Below are 21,070 nucleotides of genomic sequence, written 5' to 3'. Positions count from 1 at the left end.
GACTGAAAACGGGCGCATAATACTTTCCATGACTGCCGTTCGACGCAAATCCATCTCGCTCCTCATGAGCCTTGTTCTGACGATCTTCTCGATATGTCAGGTACAGGCTTGGGCGGCTGTGCCTGCGACAGTTGAATCTGCAAAAATGGAGTCCATGACGGATTGCCATGGTGGGCAAACGGACACGCCTTCTGCCGCGCAGGATTGCCACAATACCTGCCAGCATCTGCAGCAACACAACGATGTAGCTCAAAAGCTGCCGCTGCCAGATGTCACCCCCGTTCTGCTGGTCATTCTCCAGCCATTCGACCTGCCTGATGCCGGCTATATCACCGCATCGGCCTACCGCCCTCCTGATCCTTCCATCATTCATCCCTCGCCAACGATTCGCTTCCATCGCTTCCTGAATTAAGCCCTCGTTTTGGCCGGCTCCCGCTTGGCCATATCAGCTCGTATGCCTGCAAGGCATGTGTCGTTCATTCCATTGAACCTGATTGACGAGGCAATACCTCATGAATTTCCGTATTTCCCGGCCAATGGGTCGGGTGGTGCTAGCGCTGATAGCGCTGGTGCCTGCCGCCTTGTCGGCGGCATCGCTCAGCTTTCTTGAGGCCCAGCAAGTCGCCTTGAGCCAATCGCGTCAGCTGGTCGCCCAAGATGCTGCGATGACTTCGGCCCGTGAGATGGCAGTCGCTGCTGGTGAGCGCCCTGACCCAATGCTGAGCATCGGCATCGACAACCTGCCGGTGAATGGCAGTGACCGTTTCAGCATCACCCGTGACTTCATGACCATGCGCAAGGTTGGCGTGGCGCAGGAATTTACTCGTGGCGAGAAACTGGACTTGCGCCGACAGCGCCAGGAGCGCGAGGCCGAAATTGCCGCTGCTGGCAAAGCGCTGGTGCGTAGCGAGGTCTTGCGCGGCGCTGGCAAGGCTTGGCTGACCAGTTACTTCCTGAGTCAGCAGCGTGTGTTGTTGCAGGAGCAGTTGCAGCAGGCGCGCCAGCAACTGGTCGCCAGTGAGGCCGCCTATCGCGGTGGCCGCACCACATCGACCGACATGATCAATACCCGAGGCGAGATGCTGTTGCTGGAAGACCAGCTGCAAATCATGGATCGCCAAATCAAGCAGGCAACCGCTGCGCTGGCGCGCTGGGTGGGCAATGAGCAGACCCGGCAGCCGTTACTCGGAAAACCGGACTTTGATCGTATTCATTTCGTGATCGACGATCTGGAAGGACATCTGACGCGCCACCCTGATCTGGTCATGCAGGATCGCCGCATCGCGCTGGCAGATACCGAGGCGCATCTGGCCGAAGCCAACAAGCGGGCTGATTGGACCGCCGAACTCAGCTATGCCCAACGGGGCTCGGCGTTTTCCGACATGGTGTCGCTAGGCGTATCGGTACCTCTGCAATGGGATCAGGCACGACGCCAGAATCGTGAGCTTGCCGCTCGTCAGGCGCAAGTCGAACAGGCCAGAGCTGAGCGTGACGACATGCTGCGCGCCCATGTCGCGGAAGTGCGCGCGATGGTTGATGACTGGCAATCGGGGCTGAGTCGGCTGCAACACTACCGTGAGCAAATCCTGCCACTGAGCAAGTCACGCACCCAGGCCGCTCTCGCTTCTTGGCGCGGCGGTCGAGGCGCGCTCAGTGATGTCTTGGCGGCACGCCGTGCCCTGCTGGATAGGCAACTACAAGCATCGCAACTGGAAATGCAGACAGCCCTGACCTGGGCTGATCTGGAATTTTTACTGCCTAATGAAAGCCGGAGCGCACCATGAGACGCAAAACTTTGATGATTTCCGTGGCTGCTCTCACCTCGCTCGGGCTGGGTGGCTGGGGCCTCTACAGTCTGGGCATGCACCAAGGCATGGCCATGTCAGCGCCTATCAGCACCGAGGCCGGCAAGGCTGAGTCCAAGGTGTTGTACTGGCATGACCCGATGGTACCGGCTCAGCGCTTCGACAAGCCCGGCAGGTCGCCCTTCATGGACATGGATCTCGTGCCTGTCTATGCCGATGAATCTACTGGAGAGAATGCCGAAGAAGGCGGTGTCAGGATTGCTTCGCAGGTTCAACAGAATCTCGGTATCCGCACGGCGGAGGTCAGATCGGGACAGTTGTCGTCTGGTATGACAGCGGTTGGCAGCGTGACTTGGAACGAGCGCGCCGTTGCGATCATGCAAGCGCGGGCCTCGGGGTTTGTTGAGCGCCTGAGCGTACGTGCACCCATGGACAAAGTGCAGCGCGGCCAAGTGCTGGCCGAGCTGTATGTTCCGGACTGGGTGGCGGCGCAGGAGGAGCTCTTGGCGGTACGCGGCATAACCGGTGAAGGCAGTGCTGATTTGCGCCAAGGTGCGCGCCAGCGTATGCGATTGGTGGGCATGAGCGAGGCACAGATTGCCTTGGTCGAGCGCAGTGGCAGAACACAGGCGCGACTGGCCATTGTCGCCCCGGTCAGCGGTGTGGTGGTGGAACTGGGCATACGCGAGGGTATGACAGTGACACCGGGCATGACCCTGTTCCGCATCAATGGCCTCGATAGTGTCTGGGTCAACGCCGAGGTGCCTGAGTCGATGGCTGCGCAGGTGCGTCCTGGTAGTCGGGTAGAGGCCAGTTCATCGACCTGGCCCGGCAAGGTCTTCACGGGCCGCGTCAGCGCGCTGCTGCCGGAGGTGGATGCGACCACACGCACCCTTAAGGCGCGCATCGAACTAGCGAATCCGAACGCCGAGCTGGTGCCGGGCATGTTCACTAACCTGCAACTGGCAGGCGCAGTGCGTGCTAATGCCTTGCTGGTGCCTGTCGAGGCAGTTATCCGCACCGGGCAGCGTAGTGTCGTGTTCACGGTTGATAAGGCTGGGAGCTTCCATCCAATAGATGTCACCACCGGTCTGGAGCGTGAGGGAGAGGTCGAGATACTCACCGGCCTAGAGAAGGGGCAGAAGGTCGTTGTATCAGGCCAGTTCTTGGTGGACTCCGAGGCCAGTCTAAAGGGTGTTAGCAGCCGTATGCAGGCTGAAGACATGCCAGCTGGCATGGACGGCAAGATGGACATGCGGGGGATGGGGCAATGATCGCGCAATGCATACGCTGGTCCATCGGAAATCGCTTTTTGGTGCTGCTGGCAACCTTGATGCTCACGGCTGCGGGGCTTTGGTCGGTTAATCGAACCCCGCTGGATGCCTTGCCCGACCTGTCGGATGTGCAGGTGATCGTACGCACGACATGGCCGGGGCAGGCACCACAGCTGATTGAAAACCAGATCACCTACCCACTGACTACCACCATGCTGTCGGTGCCGGGTGCGAAGACTGTGCGCGGCTATTCGTTCTTCGGGGACTCCTATGTCTATGTCCTGTTTGAGGACGGCACTGATCCGTACTGGGCGCGCTCGCGTGTGCTGGAGTACCTCAGCCAAGTGCAGTCACGCTTGCCCTCGCAAGCGCGAAGCGCGCTGGGGCCGGATGCCACAGGCGTGGGTTGGATCTATGAATATGCACTGGTAGACCGGACAGGCCATCTCGATCTGTCGCAGCTGCGCGCCTTGCAGGACTGGTTTCTCAAGTACGAGTTGAAGACGGTGCCGGATGTGGCCGAAGTGGCCAGCATCGGCGGCATGATCAGGCAGTACCAGATCGTGCTCGATCCTGACCGACTGCGGGCATTCAACATCGCCCACACGCAGGTCATCGACGCCGTGCAGAAGGCCAATCAGGAGGCAGGCGGCTCGGTGCTGGAGCTGGCCGAGGCCGAGTACATGGTGCGGGCCACCGGTTATCTGAAGACGCTGGATGACTTCCGCAGCATTCCGCTGATCACCACGCCGGCAGGTGTTTCCGTGCGTCTTGGTGATGTCGCACAAGTGCAGATCGGCCCCGAGATGCGCCGTGGCATCGCTGAACTGGACGGTGAAGGTGAAACTGTGGGTGGCGTGATCATCATGCGCTCCGGACGCAATGCGCTGGCAACCATCGAGGCCGTCAAGGCCAAGCTTCAGTCGCTCAAATCCAGTCTACCCAAAGGGGTCGAGATCGTACCGGTCTACGATCGCTCGCAGCTGATCGAGCGTGCCGTCAGCAACCTGGGCTACAAGCTGCTGGAAGAGTTCATCGTGGTCGCGCTGGTTTGCTTGGCCTTCCTGTTTCATCTGCGCTCCGCGCTGGTAGCGATCATTTCGCTGCCGCTGGGCATACTCGCGGCCTTCATTGTCATGCGCTATCAAGGCGTGAATGCCAACATCATGTCGCTGGGCGGCATCGCCATCGCCATCGGGGCCATGGTCGATGCCGCCGTGGTCATGATCGAGAACGCCCACAAGCACCTTGAAGCTTGGCGTCATGATCATCCAGATCGCGAGCCCGAGCCTGATGAACACTGGCGGGTGATTGGCGAGTCAGCGGTCGAGGTCGGGCCGGCACTGTTCTTCTCGCTGCTCATCATCACTTTGTCGTTCATTCCGGTGTTCACGCTGGAAGCGCAGGAGGGACGGTTGTTCGCGCCGCTGGCCTTCACCAAGACCTATGCCATGGCCGCAGCAGCTGGACTGGCGGTGACGCTGATTCCGGTACTGATGGGCTATCTGGTTCGCGGACGCATCCCGGCCGAGCGTGACAACCCGATCAACCGAACCTTGATTCGCTGGTACGAGCCGGTACTGGCCATGGTCTTGCGCCGGCCTGGCCGAGCCATGGCAATCACAGCCTTGGTGGTTGTCGCCAGCCTGTGGCCGCTGTCCCGTCTCGGTGGCGAGTTCATGCCGCCGCTGGATGAAGGCGATCTGCTCTACATGCCGTCGGCGCTGCCGGGATTGTCAGCTGGCAAGGCCGCGCAGTTGCTGCAACAGACCGACAGGCTTATCAAGACCGTACCCGAGGTTGCCAGCGTCTTCGGCAAGGCCGGGCGTGCCGATACCGCGACTGACCCGGCCCCGCTGGAGATGTTCGAGACCACCATTCGATTCAAGCCGCGCGAGCAATGGCGTGCTGGCATGACGCCGGACAAGCTGGTGGCGGAGCTGGATCGCGTGGTGCGCGTGCCAGGATTATCGAATATCTGGGTGCCGCCGATTCGCAATCGCATCGACATGCTCGCTACGGGCATCAAAAGCCCGGTCGGCATCAAGGTCTCGGGGGCCAGTCTGGCCGAGATCGACCGCCTCACTGGGGAGATCGAGCGTGTGGTGAAGCAGGTACCGGGCGTCAGTTCGGCGCTGGCCGAGCGGTTGCGCGGTGGTCGCTACATTGATGTCGATATCAACCGCGACGCCGCTGCCCGTTACGGCCTCAACATCGCGGATGTCCAGAGCGTGGTGTCGGCGGCGATTGGCGGCGACAACATCGGCGAGACGGTCGAAGGCTTGCAGCGTTTCCCGATCAACCTGCGCTATCCGCGCGAGCTTCGCGACTCACTGGAGGGTTTGCGTAATCTGCCGGTGGTCACCGAACGCGGTGCGCAGATCCGTCTTGGCGATGTCGCCGCACTGACCATCAGCGACGGTCCGCCGATGTTGCGCAGCGAGAATGCCCGGCTCTCAGGCTGGGTCTATGTCGATATCCGCGACCGCGACCTCAAATCGGCGGTGCAGGACATGCAAGAGGCCGTAGCCAAGAAGATCAAGCTGCCACCCGCCTATGCCATCTCTTGGTCAGGCCAGTTTGAGTTTCTTGAGCGCGCGACAGCTCGCCTCAAGGTCGTGGTGCCCGGCACGCTGATGATCATCTTCGTCTTGCTCTACCTAACCTTCCGTCGTGTCGATGAGGCAATGCTCATTATGGCGACCTTGCCCTTTGCCTTGGCCGGTGGGATCTGGCTATTGTGGCTGCTCGGGCACAACCTATCGGTGGCCAGCGGAGTTGGCTTCATTGCTCTGGCCGGTGTTGCTGCAGAATTTGGTGTGATCATGCTGCTGTACCTGAAGCAGGCTTGGCAGCGCCGTGTCGAGCAAGGCCGGACCAGCCGTGCCGATCTGCTGGAAGCTATCCAGGAAGGTGCCGTGCTGCGTGTGCGCCCAAAGGCAATGACGGTGGCGGTCATTGTTGCAGGTCTGTTGCCGATTATGTGGGGCACTGGCACCGGCTCTGAGGTCATGCAGCGTATCGCCGCGCCCATGGTCGGCGGCATGCTTACTGCACCTGTGTTGTCGATGCTGATCGTCCCGGTTGCTTTCTATTTCATGCGGAGAAAAGAAACGCGATGAGTAACCGTTCTTTTACTCATTCCACCAAGCAAGTGGAGCAACGCCTCATTGAAGAGCTGAGAGCGGGCAATGCTGCTGCTTGGCGAGAGGCGATGACGCTGTATGGCGGTGCGATGCTGAGCATCGCGCGCAACTTTTCGCCACACCAAGCGGACGACATCGTGCAAGAAGCTTGGATTGCCGCCTATAAGGGCATGGAGCGCTTTGAAGGCCGAGCAAGCTTGAAAACCTGGCTGATTCGTATTGTGATGAATTGCGCCTACAGCTACCTGCGTCGAAAAAATACCGTGCTATCGCTGGAAGGGCTTGAGCCACAGCATGACCCGCTGGACGGCGCATTTCTGGCGGATGGCCATTGGCGACAACGCTTTGAGTCCTGGACGGATGATTCCCCGCAGGCACTGCTCGAATCCCATGCGTTGGGTGACTGCCTTGAGCGCCATTTCGATGCACTCCCGACCGGGCAGCGCATGGCGCTATTGCTGCGAGATATTGACGGCCTGGGTGCCGATGAAATTTGTGAAACACTGAATATCAAGCCTTCGCATTTCCGAGTGCTGCTGCATCGCGCTCGTGTGCGTGTGCACAGCATGGTGTCGAATTTTCAGGCGACTGGAGAGTGCTGAGCGTATCTAGCAGCCAGGGTCAGGCCAGTGGCAGCGTTATCGTGAATTGCGTCATTCCGTGCTGAGAGCTGACCTTAATCTTGCCTTGATGAGTAAATACGATTGAGCGTGTGATGGCCAGCCCGAGTCCGACCCCTTCTTCTGTGCGCTGGCGCGCGCCATCCGCTCGATAGAAACGCTCGAAAAGATGTGGCAGATGCTGCTCGGGAATGGTGTCTCCCACATTCTGGACGGTGAGGCAGGCTTCGTTTCCCTGTGTGGAGACAGCCACATGGATGACAGTTTCCGGGTAGGCGTGACGCACGGCGTTAGACACCAAATTACTGATCACCCGACGCAGCATCAGGGCATCACCCATAACCAGTGCTTGCCCACTGGTGTTCAGAGTAAGCGATTTGTCAGCGGCAAGTGCCTCGTAGAAATCCAGCACGGCCGTGATTTCGCTGGCCAGCTGCACGGTTTCACGGTGTGGAATGATCAGGCCATTGTCAGCTTTGGCTAGGAACAGCATGTCACTGATCATGCGCGCCAAGCGCTCGAACTCTTCCAGGTTGGAATACAGAACCTCACGGTAGTCATCATTTTCTCGGGGCTTGGAGAGCAGCACCTGAGTTTGCGTCATCAGATTGTTGACGGGTGTCCGCAGTTCATGAGCTAGGTCGGATGAAAAAGCTGACAGTCGCTCTAGGGAGTCACTCAGCCGATCCAGCATAGCGTTGAATGCACGAGCCAGTGACTCCAGCTCGATAGGGATGGTCTCGATGGCGAGCCGGTTGTGCAGCCGCTGAGCAGAAATACTTTCAGCAACAACAGCCATTTTCTGTACAGGCCTTAAGCCACGCCGAATGGCTACCCAGCCGAACAAGGCCATGCACAACAGACCCCCAGAGCCAATGAGTAGCAGCTCGCGTTCAAAGGCCGCGAGAAACTTTGCATGGTGCAGCGTGTTGATGCCGATGCCGACGCGCCATTCCGGTTTTCCGTCCGACATCAAAATGTCGGTCACTACCAATCGGTACGCTATGGTGCCATCTGACCATGAGCGCAGAGCAAGAGAGCCTGTCGCGGTCATCATGGCGGCATCTGGCAAGCGATCATGCCCTGCCATGAAAACGTCCTGACCTGCGCTGTTCTGAACTCGCACCACCAAATCGTGATGGCCCACCAGCGCACTGCTCAGTTGCCGCTGGATGCGTGTTGTATTGTCGGTCGCTGTCGCGTTTTGGAGGATGTTATTGATGAGCTCCAGTTTGCCAGTGATAACGGTTTGATCCTGCTCGACGAAGTGGCGATTAATCGAAGCTTGAATCACCAGCCCCATCACCGAAAAAACCAGCGCAGCCAGCAGCGTGAAGAGCATGCTGGTGCGTGCGGTAATGGAGTCAGGCAGTAGGCGTATCATTTGTCTTTTCCTCCATGACATAACCCATGCCGCGTAGTGTGTTGATCAGCTTGGTGTCAAAGCCGGTATCAACTTTGGTGCGCAGTCGCTTGATGGCGACTTCGACCACATTGGTGTCGCTCTCGAAGTTCATGTCCCAGACCTGAGAAGCGATCAGCGAACGCGGTAGCACCTCGCCTTGGCGGCGCATCAGCAATTCCAGCAGCGCGAATTCCTTGGCGGTAAGGTCAATGCGGCGACCAGCACGAATGGCACGACGGCGCAGCAGGTCCAGCTCCAGATCGGCGACCTTGAGTGTGTCGGTATCACGCGAGCGCCCACGGCGCAGCAGGGTACGCACACGGGCTAACAGCTCGGCAAACGCAAAGGGTTTGACGAGATAGTCGTCGGCACCTAGCTCAAGACCTTTGACACGATCCTCTACCTGGTCGCGTGCTGTCAGGAAAAGTACCGGCATCGACAACCCAGCCTTACGGATACCGGCCAGCACTTGCCAGCCGGTGATTTCAGGCAACATGACATCGAGGATAACCAGATCATAGTCGCCAACCAGCGCCTGATGATGCCCAGTCAGGCCATCGGTGACCCAGTCCGTGCTGTAGCCGGCTTCGCTCAGGCCCTTTCTCAGGTACTCGCCTGTCTTGGCTTCGTCTTCCACCAGCAGGATCTTCACATCCAGCCTCTCATGCTTGCTGTATTTCAAACGAACAATAGCGGGTTTGCTGAAGATTAAGTAATGCTGACAAAAATGTAATTTTGGGGTCAGGTTGGCGTCCCGAAGCCCACCGCATGATGCACTCATCAAATCGCTGTTGATGAGGTCACGCATGCCGCTGTTCATGTCTACTCAGACACCTACCGCTGCCAAGGTTCTATCAAGCCACTCTGGCATGCGCCTGTTGCCGCTGGTGGCGGTGTTGGTGTTGGCTGGCTGCGCTTCGCTGCCAGCAGATCGTGGTTTGTCCAGCGTCAATGCGCTGGTCAAGGCGCGTGATCCTGCACTGGCTGCTAGGCCAACGAGTATTCATGTTTCGGATGCTGATCTGAATCAGCAGGTGGACAGCCTGCTGTCACAGCCGTTGACGGCTGAACGGGCGGTTGGTGTCGCCTTGCTGCGCAATCCCAAGGTACGCCTGGAGTATGCACGCCTCGGTCTGAATCAGGCGGACTGGGTGGAGGCCAGTAGGCTCTCCAATCCTGTGCTGTTGTTCTCTGCGCTGCGTTCCGATGTTAGCGGCGATGCCACGCGGCTGGGTTATGGCTTAGCGCAGAACTTCACTGACCTGCTTTTCATTCGCAGCCGTGGTCGCTTGGCCAAGGCTGAGATGATCAATCGACAGGCAGAAGCAGCCTTTGCGCTGCAAAGCCTGGCGGCTGATGTGAACCAGGCTTATTTCGAGGCGGTTGGCAGTGCCCAGATCGGCCAGATGCGTACCGTGATTGCCAGGGCCGCGCGAGCATCGGCCGAGCTGGCTAAGCGCTTTCATGACGCAGGAAACATCAATGCCTTGGAGCTGGCGCGCGAACAGGCGGCGGCTGAGCAGGCCGAGCTGGATCAGGAAGCTGCGCAGGCTGAGGCGGAGTCGGCTCGGGTGTCACTAAATATCTTGATGGGTCTGTCCACCAACACATCATGGCATCTGGAGGCGCGCCTTCCGTTGCCGGTGGCTGATGAGTCGGCACCACAGGAGCTCATCGATCTCGGTTTGAAGCAGCGCCTCGATCTGGTCGTCGAGCGCATGCGGGTCGAGCGCTCGACGGATGCTCTAGGGCTGGCCAGAGCTTTGCGCTGGGTGCCTTTTCTGGAGATTGGCATCGAGGGCGAGCGTGACTTTGATCACTCCCGCTCTCTCGGGCCGACGGTGGCTTTTGAACTGCCAATCTTCGGCAAGTCCGGCAGTGGTGTTTTACGCGCAGAGGCTTTGCAGGAGCGAGCCAAGGCCGCTGTTGCCTTGCTGGAAGGCGAGGTCGCCAACGGTATTTCCAAAGCTTATGCCCGTATGGTTTCTGCCCGAAGCCGTGTCTTGCGCCACCAGCGTGGGCTCATTCCGCAGCGCGAGGCCATCGTGGCTCGGACACAGGAGCTGCAGAACTACATGATCGTGGGGCAGTTCGAGCTGCTGCTGGCCAAGCGTGAGGAATACAGCGCTTATGAGGGCTATCTGGCGACCTTGCGTGATTACTGGCAGGCGCGTGTGGGATTGGCCAGGGCTGTCGGGGGCGCATTGCCCAGCGATGTTCGTATCGGAGCGCTCAGCATAAGTCCAGTTGTGCTGCCGGAAGACGCCCCTACAGGCGCGGGCCATGCGGGTCACAACATGTCGGCGATGGAGGGCATGAGCATGGAAGGCATGGATCACAGTCAACATGGTGCTTCCACGCCGCCGAAGCCGCCTGTTACGACTGGCCATGACATGAACAGTATGAGTGGCATGAGTCACGGCAGCATGACGGACATGGGCGCTATGGAATCAACCCCAGCACCTGCACCTGAAACAACGCCCACCACATCGCCTCACCAAGGTCATTGAAACGTCACTCACGATAACTGAGCGCCAAGGAGCTACATCTTGAATATCTCAACCCGTACCACACTGATTGCTGGCCTACTGCTGGCCACCCAGAGCGTCTTTGCTCATGACCCCGCCATGCATGCTGCACAAGCGGCTGCCAACAAAGCCGGCCCAGACTGCGCCTCGATGGCCAAAATGGACATGGCAAAGATGGACATGAATGACCCAGTCATGAAGGCGATGCACATGAAATGCATGCCTACTCAGAAGCCAGCCGACGACAAAGCTGCACCCATGGATCACAGCAAGATGCCCGGCATGGGCAATGACATGACAATGCCGGAGCACGGAGGCCACTAATGATTTCTCGACGCGATTTGCTGCAATGGGCGGGTGTGGGCGGTGTCGGCCTGCTGGCAGGGGCTGCTCGCAATGCCTCGGCCCAGCCCATGAGTCATGACATGTCCAGCATGGAGGGAATGTCTGGCATGGGCATGGCCAGTGCGCCGGCAACGGCGAGCCCAGCCATGGCCAAAGCCAAGCGGCATGCCCAAGGTTATCTGCCGGTACGCACCCTCAATGGCTGGACGCTGCCCTACAAGATGAACGGCGGGGTCAAAGAGTTCCATCTGGTTGCTGAAGAGATCGAACACGAGTTCGCACCGGGCTCGCGTGCCAAGTGCTGGGGTTATAACGGCACCACACCAGGACCGACGCTGGAGGTTGTTGAAGGTGATCGTGTCCGGATCTTCGTGACCAACCGGCTGGGCGAACCGACCAGCGTGCATTGGCATGGGATTGATCTGCCTGCTGGCTATGACGGGGTATCGGGTCTGAATCAGCCACCGATCAGGGCCGGAGAGACCTTTGTCTACGAGTTCACACTCAAGCAGCACGGCACCCACATGTACCACCCACATGCGGATGAAATGACCCAAATGGCTTTCGGCATGATGGGACTGTTCATCATCCATCCCAAAGCTGGAGAAGAAGTTCCCATTGATCGGGACTACGCTTTCTTGCTGCACAACTGGGCGATGCACCCAGGCACTTATCGGCCAGATCCTTCCGTGATGCAGGATTTCGACCTTTGGTCCTTCAACAGCAAGGTTTTTCCGGCGATTGATCCTCTGGTCATGCGTACTGGCGAGCGCATGCGCATTCGTATCGGCAACTTGTCGATGTGGAATCATCCTATCCATCTGCACAGCAACCCTTTCTGGGTCACCGGCACTGATGCGGGGCGCTGGCCGAAAGCCCAATGGCGCAGAGAAGTGACTGAAATTGTTGGTGTGGGCCAGATGCGCGACATCGAGTTTGTGGCCACAGAGCCGGGTGATTGGGCGCTGCATTGCCACATGGCTCACCACACCATGGGCCCGATGGGTCATGGGATTCCCAACCCAGCCGGAGTCGATCAGTCCGGTGTCGAGGCTGAGATTCGCAAAATGTTACCGGGCTATGGCGCGATGGGGCGCAATGGCATGAGCGAGCACAGTGGTCATGTCGCCATGGGCCTGAAGGGGCCAGAGAACACACTGCCGATGATGGCGGGCGAAGGTCAGTTCGGTCCCATCGAAATGGGTGGCATGTTCACCATAGTCAAGGTCCGCGATAACCAACCAAGCAACGACTTCACCGATCCCGGCTGGTATCGCTACCCCAAGGACAAGATTGCCCGGCGTGTCAGCAAGAGCCCCGACTTCGGTGAGCCGGTTCGCCGTAATCCTTATGGCACAACTGCCGACAAGCCAGCGGCTACGCCGAACACCATGCCCGACATGCCGGGCATGGATCATTCAAGTCATGGTGGTTAAAGCAGGAGTTGACTCATGAAAACGATGAAGATCCTGTTGGGGCTGGGCGCGCTGGGAGCGCTTGCAGGGCTGGGCTTTCTCTACTCCGGCATCTACTCCATGGGGGCGGATGACGAACACACCAAGCCGGTCTATTGGGCGCTGGAGACATTGCGTGAACGGTCGATAGCGGTGCGCAGCAAAGACATTGCCGTACCACTTCTTGATGATGCTCAGATGCTGCTCAGTGGGGGCGCGGATTACAATGACATGTGCGCGGGCTGCCATCTCAAGCCCGGTGTGAAAAGCTCTGACATGGCCATGGGTTTGTATCCACGACCGCCTAATCTGGCGAAGGGCACCGCTGAGCATGGCCATGGCGGTGATGATCATGGCGATGCAGCAGTCAGTGCTGCCCGCCAGTTCTGGATCATCAAGCACGGCATCAAGGCCTCCGGCATGCCGGCCTGGGGCAAAACCCATGATGATGCGAGGATCTGGGCCATGGTCGCTTTTCTGCAAAAGCTGCCGCAGCTTGACGAGACCCAGTATCAGATTTTGACGGCCCGCGCGGAGCCCGTGAGTGGTCACGCGAAGCATACCGAGGACGGCATGACACCATGAGTCGATCACACAACACATTCTGGGCCATCGGCCTGCTGGTCTTGATCATTGGCGGTTTGGGTGCTCTCAGTCTGCTTTCTGACAATGCTCCCCAGCCAATAGCCCAAGCGGCGGCTAATACCATCGTGGTTCACAAAAGCCCGACCTGCGGATGCTGTGGCAAGTGGGTTGACCACCTCAAGGCTGAAGGCTTTGCTGTCGAGGTCCGCGATGAAGAGGAAATGAATGCCGTTAAGTCGCGCTTGGGCATCCCGGCGCGCCTGGCGTCCTGTCATACTGCCACGGTCGGTGGTTACCTGATCGAAGGGCATGTCGCTGCGGCGGACATCAAGCGACTGCTACAAGAGAAGCCTAAGGCTCAGGGGCTGGCAGTGCCCGGTATGCCGGTAGGTTCACCGGGTATGGAAGTGGGGGATAAACGCATGCCGTACGAGACTCTGCTCTTCAGCGGTGAAGTGGCCACAACTTATGCTCAGCATGGCGAGTGAGCGATAGGTCACCGATTCTTGAGCGGGCTCAGGTGTCAGGAAAGGAAAGCGACTTCACGCCATCAATGACGGCGCAGTCGCTGATCAAGCTATTGTAATGGCGTAACTTCTCAAGGCATACCTGTTGACCTAGGTTGTCTGGATATAGACCTCAACGGTCTTTGACCAGCACCACTCCGACACCGACTCTCGACGAACAGCACGCAGCTCCGCGTGCTGGTTCGCGAGCTTCGGGAGGTCGCCATGCAGGCGTCCGGTGTGCTGGTTGGTCAGGTGCTGCTGGTCCTCGGCATTGTGCTGCTGGGGACTTGGGGCGCGACACAGTATGTCGCCATTGCACTGGCCTATCAGACCCAGCTCGGTCTGCCATGGTTCTTCCTCGCTGATACCCCGATCTACTACCCGTGGCAGCTGTTCCACTGGTGGTACTTCTTCGATGTCTATGCCCCGCATGTCTTCCTGACCGGCGGCCTGATTGCCGCTGGCAGCAGTCTGGTCGCTGTTGGCTTCGCCATTTCTGCATCTGTTTGGCGCAGTCGTCAGTCTCAACTGGTCACTACCTATGGATCAGCACGCTGGGCCACTGAGCCTGAGATTGAGCAAGCCGGGTTGACCGGTTCGGCCGGCGTGTTTCTGGGCAAGCTGGAGTCCAGCTACCTGCGTCACGAAGGTCCGGAGCATGTCATGGCCTTCGCGCCGACGCGCTCTGGCAAAGGCGTTGGCCTCGTCGTGCCGACCCTGCTGACCTGGCCGGGCTCCGCCGTCATCCACGATATCAAAGGCGAGAATTGGAGCCTGACCGCTGGCTGGCGCTCACGTTTCTCGCATTGCGTTCTGTTCAACCCTACTGATGCTCGGTCAGCTGCTTACAACCCGCTTCTGGAAGTCCGTCGCGGTGCCCATGAAGTGCGCGATGTGCAGAACATCGCCGACATTCTTGTAGACCCCGAAGGTGCGCTGGAGAAGCGCAACCACTGGGAGAAGACCAGCCATGCTTTGCTGGTCGGAGCCATCCTCCATGTGCTCTATGCCGGCAGCGACAAGACGCTGCGCGGTGTCGCCAACTTTCTGTCTGACCCGGCACGCTCTTTCGATGTGGCACTGCATCTGATGATGACCACACGGCACCTGGGCGAGGTCGTGCATCCGGTGGTGGCATCAGCCGCACGCGAAGTGCTGAATAAGAGCGAGAACGAGCGCTCTGGCGTGCTGTCCACGGCCATGAGCTTTCTGGGGCTGTACCGTGATCCGACGGTGGCCGAAGTCACTTCGCGCTGTGATTGGCGTATTGCCGATCTGATCAGCGCTGAGCATCCGGTGTCGCTGTATTTGGTCGTGCCGCCGTCCGACATCAGCCGCACCAAGCCGCTGATCCGTCTCCTGCTGAATCAGATTGGCCGGCGCCTCACCGAGTCGCTCGATGGCAGTGACGGCATCGAGCGTAAGCACAAGCTGCTGCTTATGCTCGATGAATTCCCCGCGTTGGGCCGGCTCGACTTCTTCGAGAGTGCGCTGGCCTTCATGGCGGGCTATGGCCTGCGTGCCTTTTTGATTGCGCAATCGCTAAACCAGATCGACAAAGCCTACGGCCCCAATCACGCCATCCTCGATAACTGTCATGTCCGCATTGCCTTTGCCACTAACGACGAGCGCACCGCCAAGCGCATCTCGGAAGCATTAGGTACCGCCACTGAGCTGAAAGCACAGCGCAACTACGCCGGCCACCGACTTGCCCCGTGGCTCGGGCATCTCATGGTCTCGCGTCAGGAAACAGCACGCCCCTTGATGACGCCGGGCGAAGTCATGCAGCTGCCGCCGGATGATCAAGTGGTGATGGTCTCCGGCCATCCGCCGATCCAAGCCAAGAAGATCCGCTACTACGCCGACGCCAACTTCACAGGCCGTGTGCTGCCACCGCCCGTGCTGACGGAGAGCGGCTTTACCGACTCGCCAGCCGCACGACCGAACGACTGGTCCGGTCAGCTTGCGCTCTTCGCTGATCAGAGCAGTGCCTTGCTGTCCTCTGGCTTGCCCGCAGGCAGTGACCTGCCAGCCCTGACACCGCGCGTCAGCACCGATGTCGGTCTGCTCGATGACGACTCATCTGCTACCGCGTCACGCCCAGCTGCTTTGAAGGCCTTGCGCACGGCGCGCATGGCTGCCCTCGACCCCAATGACGGAATCTCGCTATGAGCCGCGCTCGCCTGAACATCTTCATCGAAACCGATCACGCCCGCCGGCTGGAGGAATTGGCTGCGCTCAAGGGCTTGTCCAAATCCTCCATCATTGCCGCTGCCTTGGCCTCGTTCCTGTCGCCGGATGCGGCTGACCGTCGTGAGGCGGCGTTCGCTAAACGGCTGGATCGACTGTCGAACCAGTTCGACAAGCTGGAGCGTGATCAGAACATCCTAATCGAGACATTGGCGCTCTACATCCGTTACTTCCTGACCGTCAGTGCGCCGGTGCCCGAGGCACAGCAGGAGGCCGCGCGTGCTCAAGGCCGGTTACGCTTTCAGCAGTTCATCGAGCAGCTGGGCCGCAACCTGATGCGGGGTCGCAGTCTGGTGAAAGACATCCAGGAAGAGGTCTTTCCGGATGCCGGCCAGTTCTTTGCGATGGACGATCCGGCTGCACCGGCCACGAGCACACCGGATGACGGTGGGCTGATATGAACAGCCCAGCCTTTGTCATTCCAGTCACGCTGGAAACCACCGCGATTGAGCGGCGCATCCGCATGCTGCGCACGGCCATGGGGCCGATCATCACGCAGGCCTTGGAAGACCCCGAGGTCGTTGAGGTTCTGCTAAACCCCGATGGCTCACTCTGGCTCGACAAGCTCGGCTCTGGCCGTGCCCCCGTGGGCATCTCGATGACCCCAGCCGATGCCGAACGCATCATCCGTTTGGTCGCGGCGCATGTCCGCGCCGAAGTGCATGTCGGTGCGCCGATTCTCTCGGCGGAATTGCCAGAGACCGGCGAGCGCTTTGAGGGCGTGTTGCCTCCGGTGGTAAAAGCCCCGGCCTTCGCGATTCGTAAACGCGCCATGGGCGTGATTCGGCTGGATCACTATGTCACCGACAACATCCTCACCGCGCATCAAGCTGACTTTCTCAAGAAGGCCGTGCGAGGCCGGCTGAATATCCTGATTGCCGGTGGCACCAGCTCCGGTAAGACCACCATGGCCAATGCCTTGCTGGCCGAAATGGCAGTCACGGGTGATCGCGTGATCATTCTCGAAGACACGATGGAGCTGCAGTGCTCCGCTGAAGACCATGTGCCGCTGCGCACACGGCCGGGCGTGGTCTCGATGAGCGAGCTGGTGCGCTCGACGCTACGCCTGCGGCCAGATCGCATTGTCATTGGTGAGGTTCGAGGGGGAGAGGCGCTGGACCTGCTCAAGGCTTGGGGCACGGGTCATCCCGGTGGCGTTGCCACCATCCATGCCGGCTCGGCCATGGGCGCACTGACCCGTCTTGAGCAACTCATTCTCGAAGTGGCGCTGACGCCACCTCGTGCGCTGATCGCCGAGGCGGTCAACATCATCGTCTTCATTGCCGGACGCGGCCGCGAACGCCGCGTGCAGGAGATCGCCTGCGTCACTGGCTTTGATGCTCACAGCTACTCGTTGACCGCTGTTTACCTTGAATCCGGAGATCCGACATGACGCATTTACGCGTTTCAGTAAAACCGTTTTTACGCCTTTACCAGTCCGCCGGCTTGCTGGCGTTAAACCTACTTCTGGCCGCCAAAGCCCATGCCGCTGGTTCCAACATGCCTTGGGAGGGGCCGCTGCAATCCGTGCTCGACTCGGTGCAAGGCCCGGTGGCTCGCATCATGGCGGTCATCGTCATCATCGTGACCGGCTTGGCGCTGGCCTTTGGCGATAACAGCGGCGGCTTTCGCAAGCTGATCCAGATCGTCTTTGGCCTCTCCATTGCCTTTGCCGCCTCTTCGTTCTTCCTAGCCTTCTTCAGCTTCTCGGGCGGGGTGGTGGTGTCATGACACTGCCCATCGCTCAAGGCTTTGAAGTACCCCTGCATCGGTCGCTGACCGAACCGATTCTGCTCGGCGGTGCGCCGCGCACGGTAGCCGTGGTCAACGGCACCTTGGCGGCCGCTGTAGGACTGGGACTACAGTTGTGGTTGCCCGGTCTGGCCTTGTGGCTGGCCGGGCACACCCTCGCGGTGTGGGGAGCCAAACAAGACGCGCAGTTCATGGAAGTGTTCGCGCGCCACCTCAAACACAAAAACCTGCTCGATGTCTGAGGTCGCCATGATCAATCTTGCCGAGTTCAGAAAGCGTCCTGCCCAGTTAGCCGATTGGCTGCCGTGGGCGGGGCTAGTCGCACCCGGTGTGGTGCTCAACAAGGATGGCTCCTTTCAACGCACGGCACGCTTTCGCGGGCCGGACCTCGACAGTGCCACCGAGAGTGAGTTGGTCGCCACGACCGCGAGACTCAACAACGCGCTGCGTCGTTTGGGCTCGGGCTGGGCACTGTTTGTCGATGCCGAGCGGCAGGCCGCTGCTGGCTATCCGCAATCAGACTTCCCGGATGCCTTGTCCTGGCTGGTCGATGAAGAACGCCGCGCAGCCTTCGAGGAGGCGGGCAGTCACTTCGAGAGCCGCTATCACTTCACGCTGTGCTATCTGCCGCCGGAAGAGTCGCGCGCGAAAGCTGCACGACTGCTCTATGAGCATAGTCACAAGCAGGGCGTGGACTGGCGCGAACAGCTGGCGTTCTTTCAGTCGGAAGCGGAGCGATTCTATAACCTGCTCGATGGCGTTATGCCGGAGCTGGATTGGCTCGATGACAGCCAGACACTGAGCTACCTGCATCGCACCGTCTCGACGCGACAGCACTCAGTCGCCGTGCCTGAAGTGCCGTTCTACTTGGATGCCTTGTTGGCCGACGAGCCCTTGGCCGGTGGGCTGGCCCCGCGATTGGGCGATCAGCATCTGCGCATCGTCTCGGTACGCGGCTTCCCGACCTCGACTTGGCCAGGTCTGCTCGATGACCTGAACCGGCTCGGCTTTGCCTATCGCTGGAGCACACGCTTTCTGTGCCTCGACAAGTCGCAAGCGGAAGGCGAGCTGGTGCGCCTGCGCCGGCAGTGGTTTGCCAAGCGTAAAGGCGTATTGACGCTTTTACGGGAATCCGTATTTCAGCAAGAGAGCCCGCTGGTTGATTCGGATGCTGACAACAAGGCCGCTGATGCCGATGCCGCTTTGCAGGAGCTGGGCAGCGACGAAGTCGCCTTCGGCTATGTCACCGCCACGGTGGTGGTCATGGATGCCGACCCAGTCGCAGCAGATGAGAAGATTCGCGCCATCGAGCGTGCGATTCAGGGTAGGGGCTTTGTCACCATTACGGAAACCCTGAATTCCGTAGATGCGTGGTTATCGTCACTGCCGGGCCATGCCTATGCCAATGTCCGGCAGCCGATAATTTCGACACTCAATCTGGCCCACCTGTTGCCGATCTCAGCGGTCTGGGCCGGTCCTGAGCGCAATGAGCATCTCGATGCACCGCCATTGATCGTGACGCGCACTGATGGCGCGACACCGTTCCGGCTAGTCACGCATGTCGGCGATGTCGGCCACACGCTGGTGGTGGGGCCAACCGGCATGGGTAAGTCGGTACTGCTGACGACACTCATGCTGCAGTTCCGGCGCTATCCCGGTGCTCGCTTGTTCGTTTTCGACAAGGGCGGCTCTGCCCGTGCCACCGTGCTGGGTCTCGGTGGCGATCACTACGACCTAGGGCAGGAGGGGGCGATTGCTTTCCAGCCACTGGCACGCATTGACGAAGACAGTATGCGCAGCTGGGCCGCCGAGTGGTTGGCCGGCCTGCTTTTACATGAAGGCGTGGTGGTCACGCCCGAGGTCAAGGATTCGCTCTGGTCGGCGCTCGGCAGTCTCGCCAGTGCGCCGTTGGAGCAACGCACGCTGACCGGCTTGCTGGTGCTGCTGCAATCCAATCCACTGCGTCAGGCTTTGCAGCCCTACACCTTGGGTGGCCCCTTCGGTCGTCTGCTCGATGCCGACGCCGACCGTCTCGCGCTGTCGGATGTGCAGTGCTTCGAGATGGAAGAGCTAATGCACAGTCCGGCCGCCGTGCTGCCGGTACTGAGCTACCTGTTCAAGCGACTCGAAGAACGCTTCGATGGTCAGCCGACACTGCTGATCCTCGATGAAGCGTGGGTGTTTCTCGATGATCCAGCTTTCGCCGGCCGCATTCGCGAATGGCTGAAGACCCTGCGCAAACGCAATGTCTCGGTGATCTTTGCCACGCAATCGCTGGCCGACATTCAACGCTCCACCATCGCCCCAGCCATCATCGAGAGCTGCCCGAGTCGCATCTTCCTGCCCAACCCACAGGCGGTAGAGCCGCAGCTGCGTGAAATCTACGAAGGCTTTGGCCTCAATGCTCGCCAGATTCAGCTGATCGCGCGGGCGGAGCCTAAGCGCGAGTACTACTACCAGTCCCGACTCGGCAATCGCATCTTCGAGCTGGGCCTCGGTCCGGTCACGCTGGCCTTTGCCGGTGCTTCGAGCCCCCAACATCAAAAGACCATGAACGCCTTCAAAGGCGTCATCGATCCCGCCGACTTTGCTTTGGCCTGGTTGCGTCATGCCGGGCTGACCTGGGCCGCTGACCTGTTGGCCCGCTATCCCCACGCTTCGGAGAAACCCTCATGAAAACTCGTCTCGCGTTATCCCTCGTGATCGCCCTAGGTCTGTCGCAACCGGCCGCCGCGATCACTGTCTTTGACCCCAGCAACTTCACCCAGAACCTGCTGACAGCGGTTCGCACGCTGGAGCAAATCAACAACCAGATTCGGCAGCTGCAAAACGAGGCGCAAATGCTGAGTAACGATGCCAAGAACCTACGCGGCCTCAACTACAACGCCAGCGGCCGGCTGCAATCGACACTGGCGACCACCAATCGCCTGATCCAGCAGGCGCAAGGGCTGGCCTACGAGGTGTCGCAGGCTGACACCACCTTTGCGCGCCTCTACCCCGAAGCCTATGCCGGTACGGTCTCGGGTAGCCGCATGGCCGCTGACTCCCGCGAGCGCTGGAGCAACTCGCTACAAGCCTTGCGAACCTCGATGCAAATGCAGGCGCAGGCCGCGCAGAACTTTGCGGCGGACGAGTCGGTGCTGACCGACTTGGTGGCGCAGAGCCAAGGTGCCGTCGGCAGTCTGCAAGCCACACAAGCGACCAACCAGCTACTCGCCTTGCAGGCGCGCCAGTCGATTCAGGCGCAGCAGCTGCAGATCACGCAGGGGCGGGCGGCAGCGCTTGAACAAGCCCGCACGGTGGCCGCTGAAGAGCGCGCTCGCGAAGTGCGCCAACGCTTTCACAGCGACAGCACACGCTACACGCCGTTCGCTGTGAACTTCTACAACCGCTAAGG

Annotated in this window: 19 protein-coding genes; 17 read left to right on the top strand and 2 right to left on the bottom strand. The window is 59.8% G+C overall.

Translation table 11 applies throughout. The features are described from left to right. Positions 1-154 precede the first annotated feature (154 nt). From AC14IB_RS02940 to AC14IB_RS02920, 5 genes are all read left to right on the top strand, one after another. Positions 155-412, top strand: a complete 258-nt coding sequence (locus AC14IB_RS02940; RefSeq protein WP_484230474.1) for a hypothetical protein — start codon at positions 155-157, stop codon at positions 410-412. Between the two features lie 100 nt (positions 413-512). Beyond that, positions 513-1,784 (top strand): TolC family protein, encoded by a 1,272-nt coding sequence (locus tag AC14IB_RS02935; protein WP_484230473.1) that lies wholly within the window; start codon positions 513-515, stop codon positions 1,782-1,784. Next, positions 1,781-3,079, top strand: a complete 1,299-nt coding sequence (locus AC14IB_RS02930; RefSeq protein ID WP_484230472.1) for an efflux RND transporter periplasmic adaptor subunit — start codon at positions 1,781-1,783, stop codon at positions 3,077-3,079. Before AC14IB_RS02935 ends, AC14IB_RS02930 begins: the two co-directional genes overlap by 4 nt. Continuing rightward, complete coding sequence (locus tag AC14IB_RS02925) at positions 3,076-6,201, top strand: efflux RND transporter permease subunit (RefSeq protein WP_484230471.1); 3,126 nt, start codon at positions 3,076-3,078, stop codon at positions 6,199-6,201. Before AC14IB_RS02930 ends, AC14IB_RS02925 begins: the two co-directional genes overlap by 4 nt. Continuing rightward, entirely contained in the window at positions 6,198-6,827 is a 630-nt protein-coding gene (locus AC14IB_RS02920; protein ID WP_068858603.1) for an RNA polymerase sigma factor, read from the top strand. The genes AC14IB_RS02925 and AC14IB_RS02920 overlap by 4 nt, the downstream gene beginning before the upstream one ends. 19 nt (positions 6,828-6,846) lie before the next feature. On the opposite strand, the gene AC14IB_RS02915 is transcribed toward AC14IB_RS02920, so the two are convergent. Further along, a complete protein-coding gene (locus AC14IB_RS02915; protein WP_484230470.1) occupies positions 6,847-8,229 on the bottom strand; it encodes a heavy metal sensor histidine kinase in 1,383 nt (460 codons plus the stop codon). After that, entirely contained in the window at positions 8,210-8,902 is a 693-nt protein-coding gene (locus AC14IB_RS02910; protein WP_068860622.1) for a heavy metal response regulator transcription factor, read from the bottom strand. The genes AC14IB_RS02915 and AC14IB_RS02910 overlap by 20 nt, the downstream gene beginning before the upstream one ends. Positions 8,903-9,056: 154 nt before the next feature. On the opposite strand from AC14IB_RS02910, the gene AC14IB_RS02905 reads away from it, so the two are divergent. The 12 genes from AC14IB_RS02905 to trbJ all read left to right on the top strand — a co-directional run bounded on the left by AC14IB_RS02905 (position 9,057) and on the right by trbJ (position 21,068). Next, on the top strand, positions 9,057-10,760 hold the full coding sequence (locus AC14IB_RS02905) for a TolC family protein (RefSeq protein WP_484230469.1): 1,704 nt from the start codon (positions 9,057-9,059) through the stop codon (positions 10,758-10,760). A gap of 39 nt (positions 10,761-10,799) precedes the next feature. Next, positions 10,800-11,102 (top strand): hypothetical protein, encoded by a 303-nt coding sequence (locus AC14IB_RS02900; protein ID WP_068858608.1) that lies wholly within the window; start codon positions 10,800-10,802, stop codon positions 11,100-11,102. After that, complete coding sequence (locus tag AC14IB_RS02895; protein ID WP_484230468.1) at positions 11,102-12,559, top strand: multicopper oxidase family protein; 1,458 nt, start codon at positions 11,102-11,104, stop codon at positions 12,557-12,559. Before AC14IB_RS02900 ends, AC14IB_RS02895 begins: the two co-directional genes overlap by 1 nt. 15 nt (positions 12,560-12,574) lie before the next feature. Beyond that, on the top strand, positions 12,575-13,162 hold the full coding sequence (locus AC14IB_RS02890) for a c-type cytochrome (RefSeq protein WP_068858610.1): 588 nt from the start codon (positions 12,575-12,577) through the stop codon (positions 13,160-13,162). Continuing rightward, positions 13,159-13,650, top strand: coding sequence for a DUF411 domain-containing protein (locus tag AC14IB_RS02885; protein WP_068858612.1), 492 nt, complete (start codon positions 13,159-13,161; stop codon positions 13,648-13,650). The genes AC14IB_RS02890 and AC14IB_RS02885 overlap by 4 nt, the downstream gene beginning before the upstream one ends. Before the next feature lie 243 nt (positions 13,651-13,893). After that, positions 13,894-15,843, top strand: coding sequence for a conjugal transfer protein TraG (locus AC14IB_RS02880; RefSeq protein ID WP_068858614.1), 1,950 nt, complete (start codon positions 13,894-13,896; stop codon positions 15,841-15,843). Further along, on the top strand, positions 15,840-16,322 hold the full coding sequence (locus tag AC14IB_RS02875; protein WP_068858615.1) for a CopG family transcriptional regulator: 483 nt from the start codon (positions 15,840-15,842) through the stop codon (positions 16,320-16,322). Before AC14IB_RS02880 ends, AC14IB_RS02875 begins: the two co-directional genes overlap by 4 nt. A 62-nt stretch (positions 16,323-16,384) precedes the next feature. Next, positions 16,385-17,314, top strand: a complete 930-nt coding sequence (gene trbB, locus AC14IB_RS02870; RefSeq protein ID WP_484230500.1) for a P-type conjugative transfer ATPase TrbB — start codon at positions 16,385-16,387, stop codon at positions 17,312-17,314. After that, positions 17,311-17,652 carry a TrbC/VirB2 family type IV secretion system protein gene (locus AC14IB_RS02865; RefSeq protein ID WP_484230467.1) on the top strand — a complete coding sequence of 114 codons (342 nt, stop codon included), beginning with the start codon at positions 17,311-17,313 and terminating at the stop codon, positions 17,650-17,652. Before trbB ends, AC14IB_RS02865 begins: the two co-directional genes overlap by 4 nt. Continuing rightward, positions 17,649-17,915, top strand: a complete 267-nt coding sequence (locus AC14IB_RS02860; protein WP_068858621.1) for a VirB3 family type IV secretion system protein — start codon at positions 17,649-17,651, stop codon at positions 17,913-17,915. Before AC14IB_RS02865 ends, AC14IB_RS02860 begins: the two co-directional genes overlap by 4 nt. Before the next feature lie 7 nt (positions 17,916-17,922). After that, entirely contained in the window at positions 17,923-20,349 is a 2,427-nt protein-coding gene (gene trbE, locus AC14IB_RS02855) for a conjugal transfer protein TrbE (RefSeq protein WP_484230466.1), read from the top strand. Then, positions 20,346-21,068, top strand: a complete 723-nt coding sequence (gene trbJ, locus AC14IB_RS02850; protein WP_484230465.1) for a P-type conjugative transfer protein TrbJ — start codon at positions 20,346-20,348, stop codon at positions 21,066-21,068. The genes trbE and trbJ overlap by 4 nt, the downstream gene beginning before the upstream one ends. Positions 21,069-21,070 lie beyond the last annotated feature (2 nt).

This window comes from Perlucidibaca sp., assembly GCF_057084925.1.
Note: the sequence above shows the minus strand (reverse complement) of the source record. Positions and strands in the feature narration are given on the sequence as shown.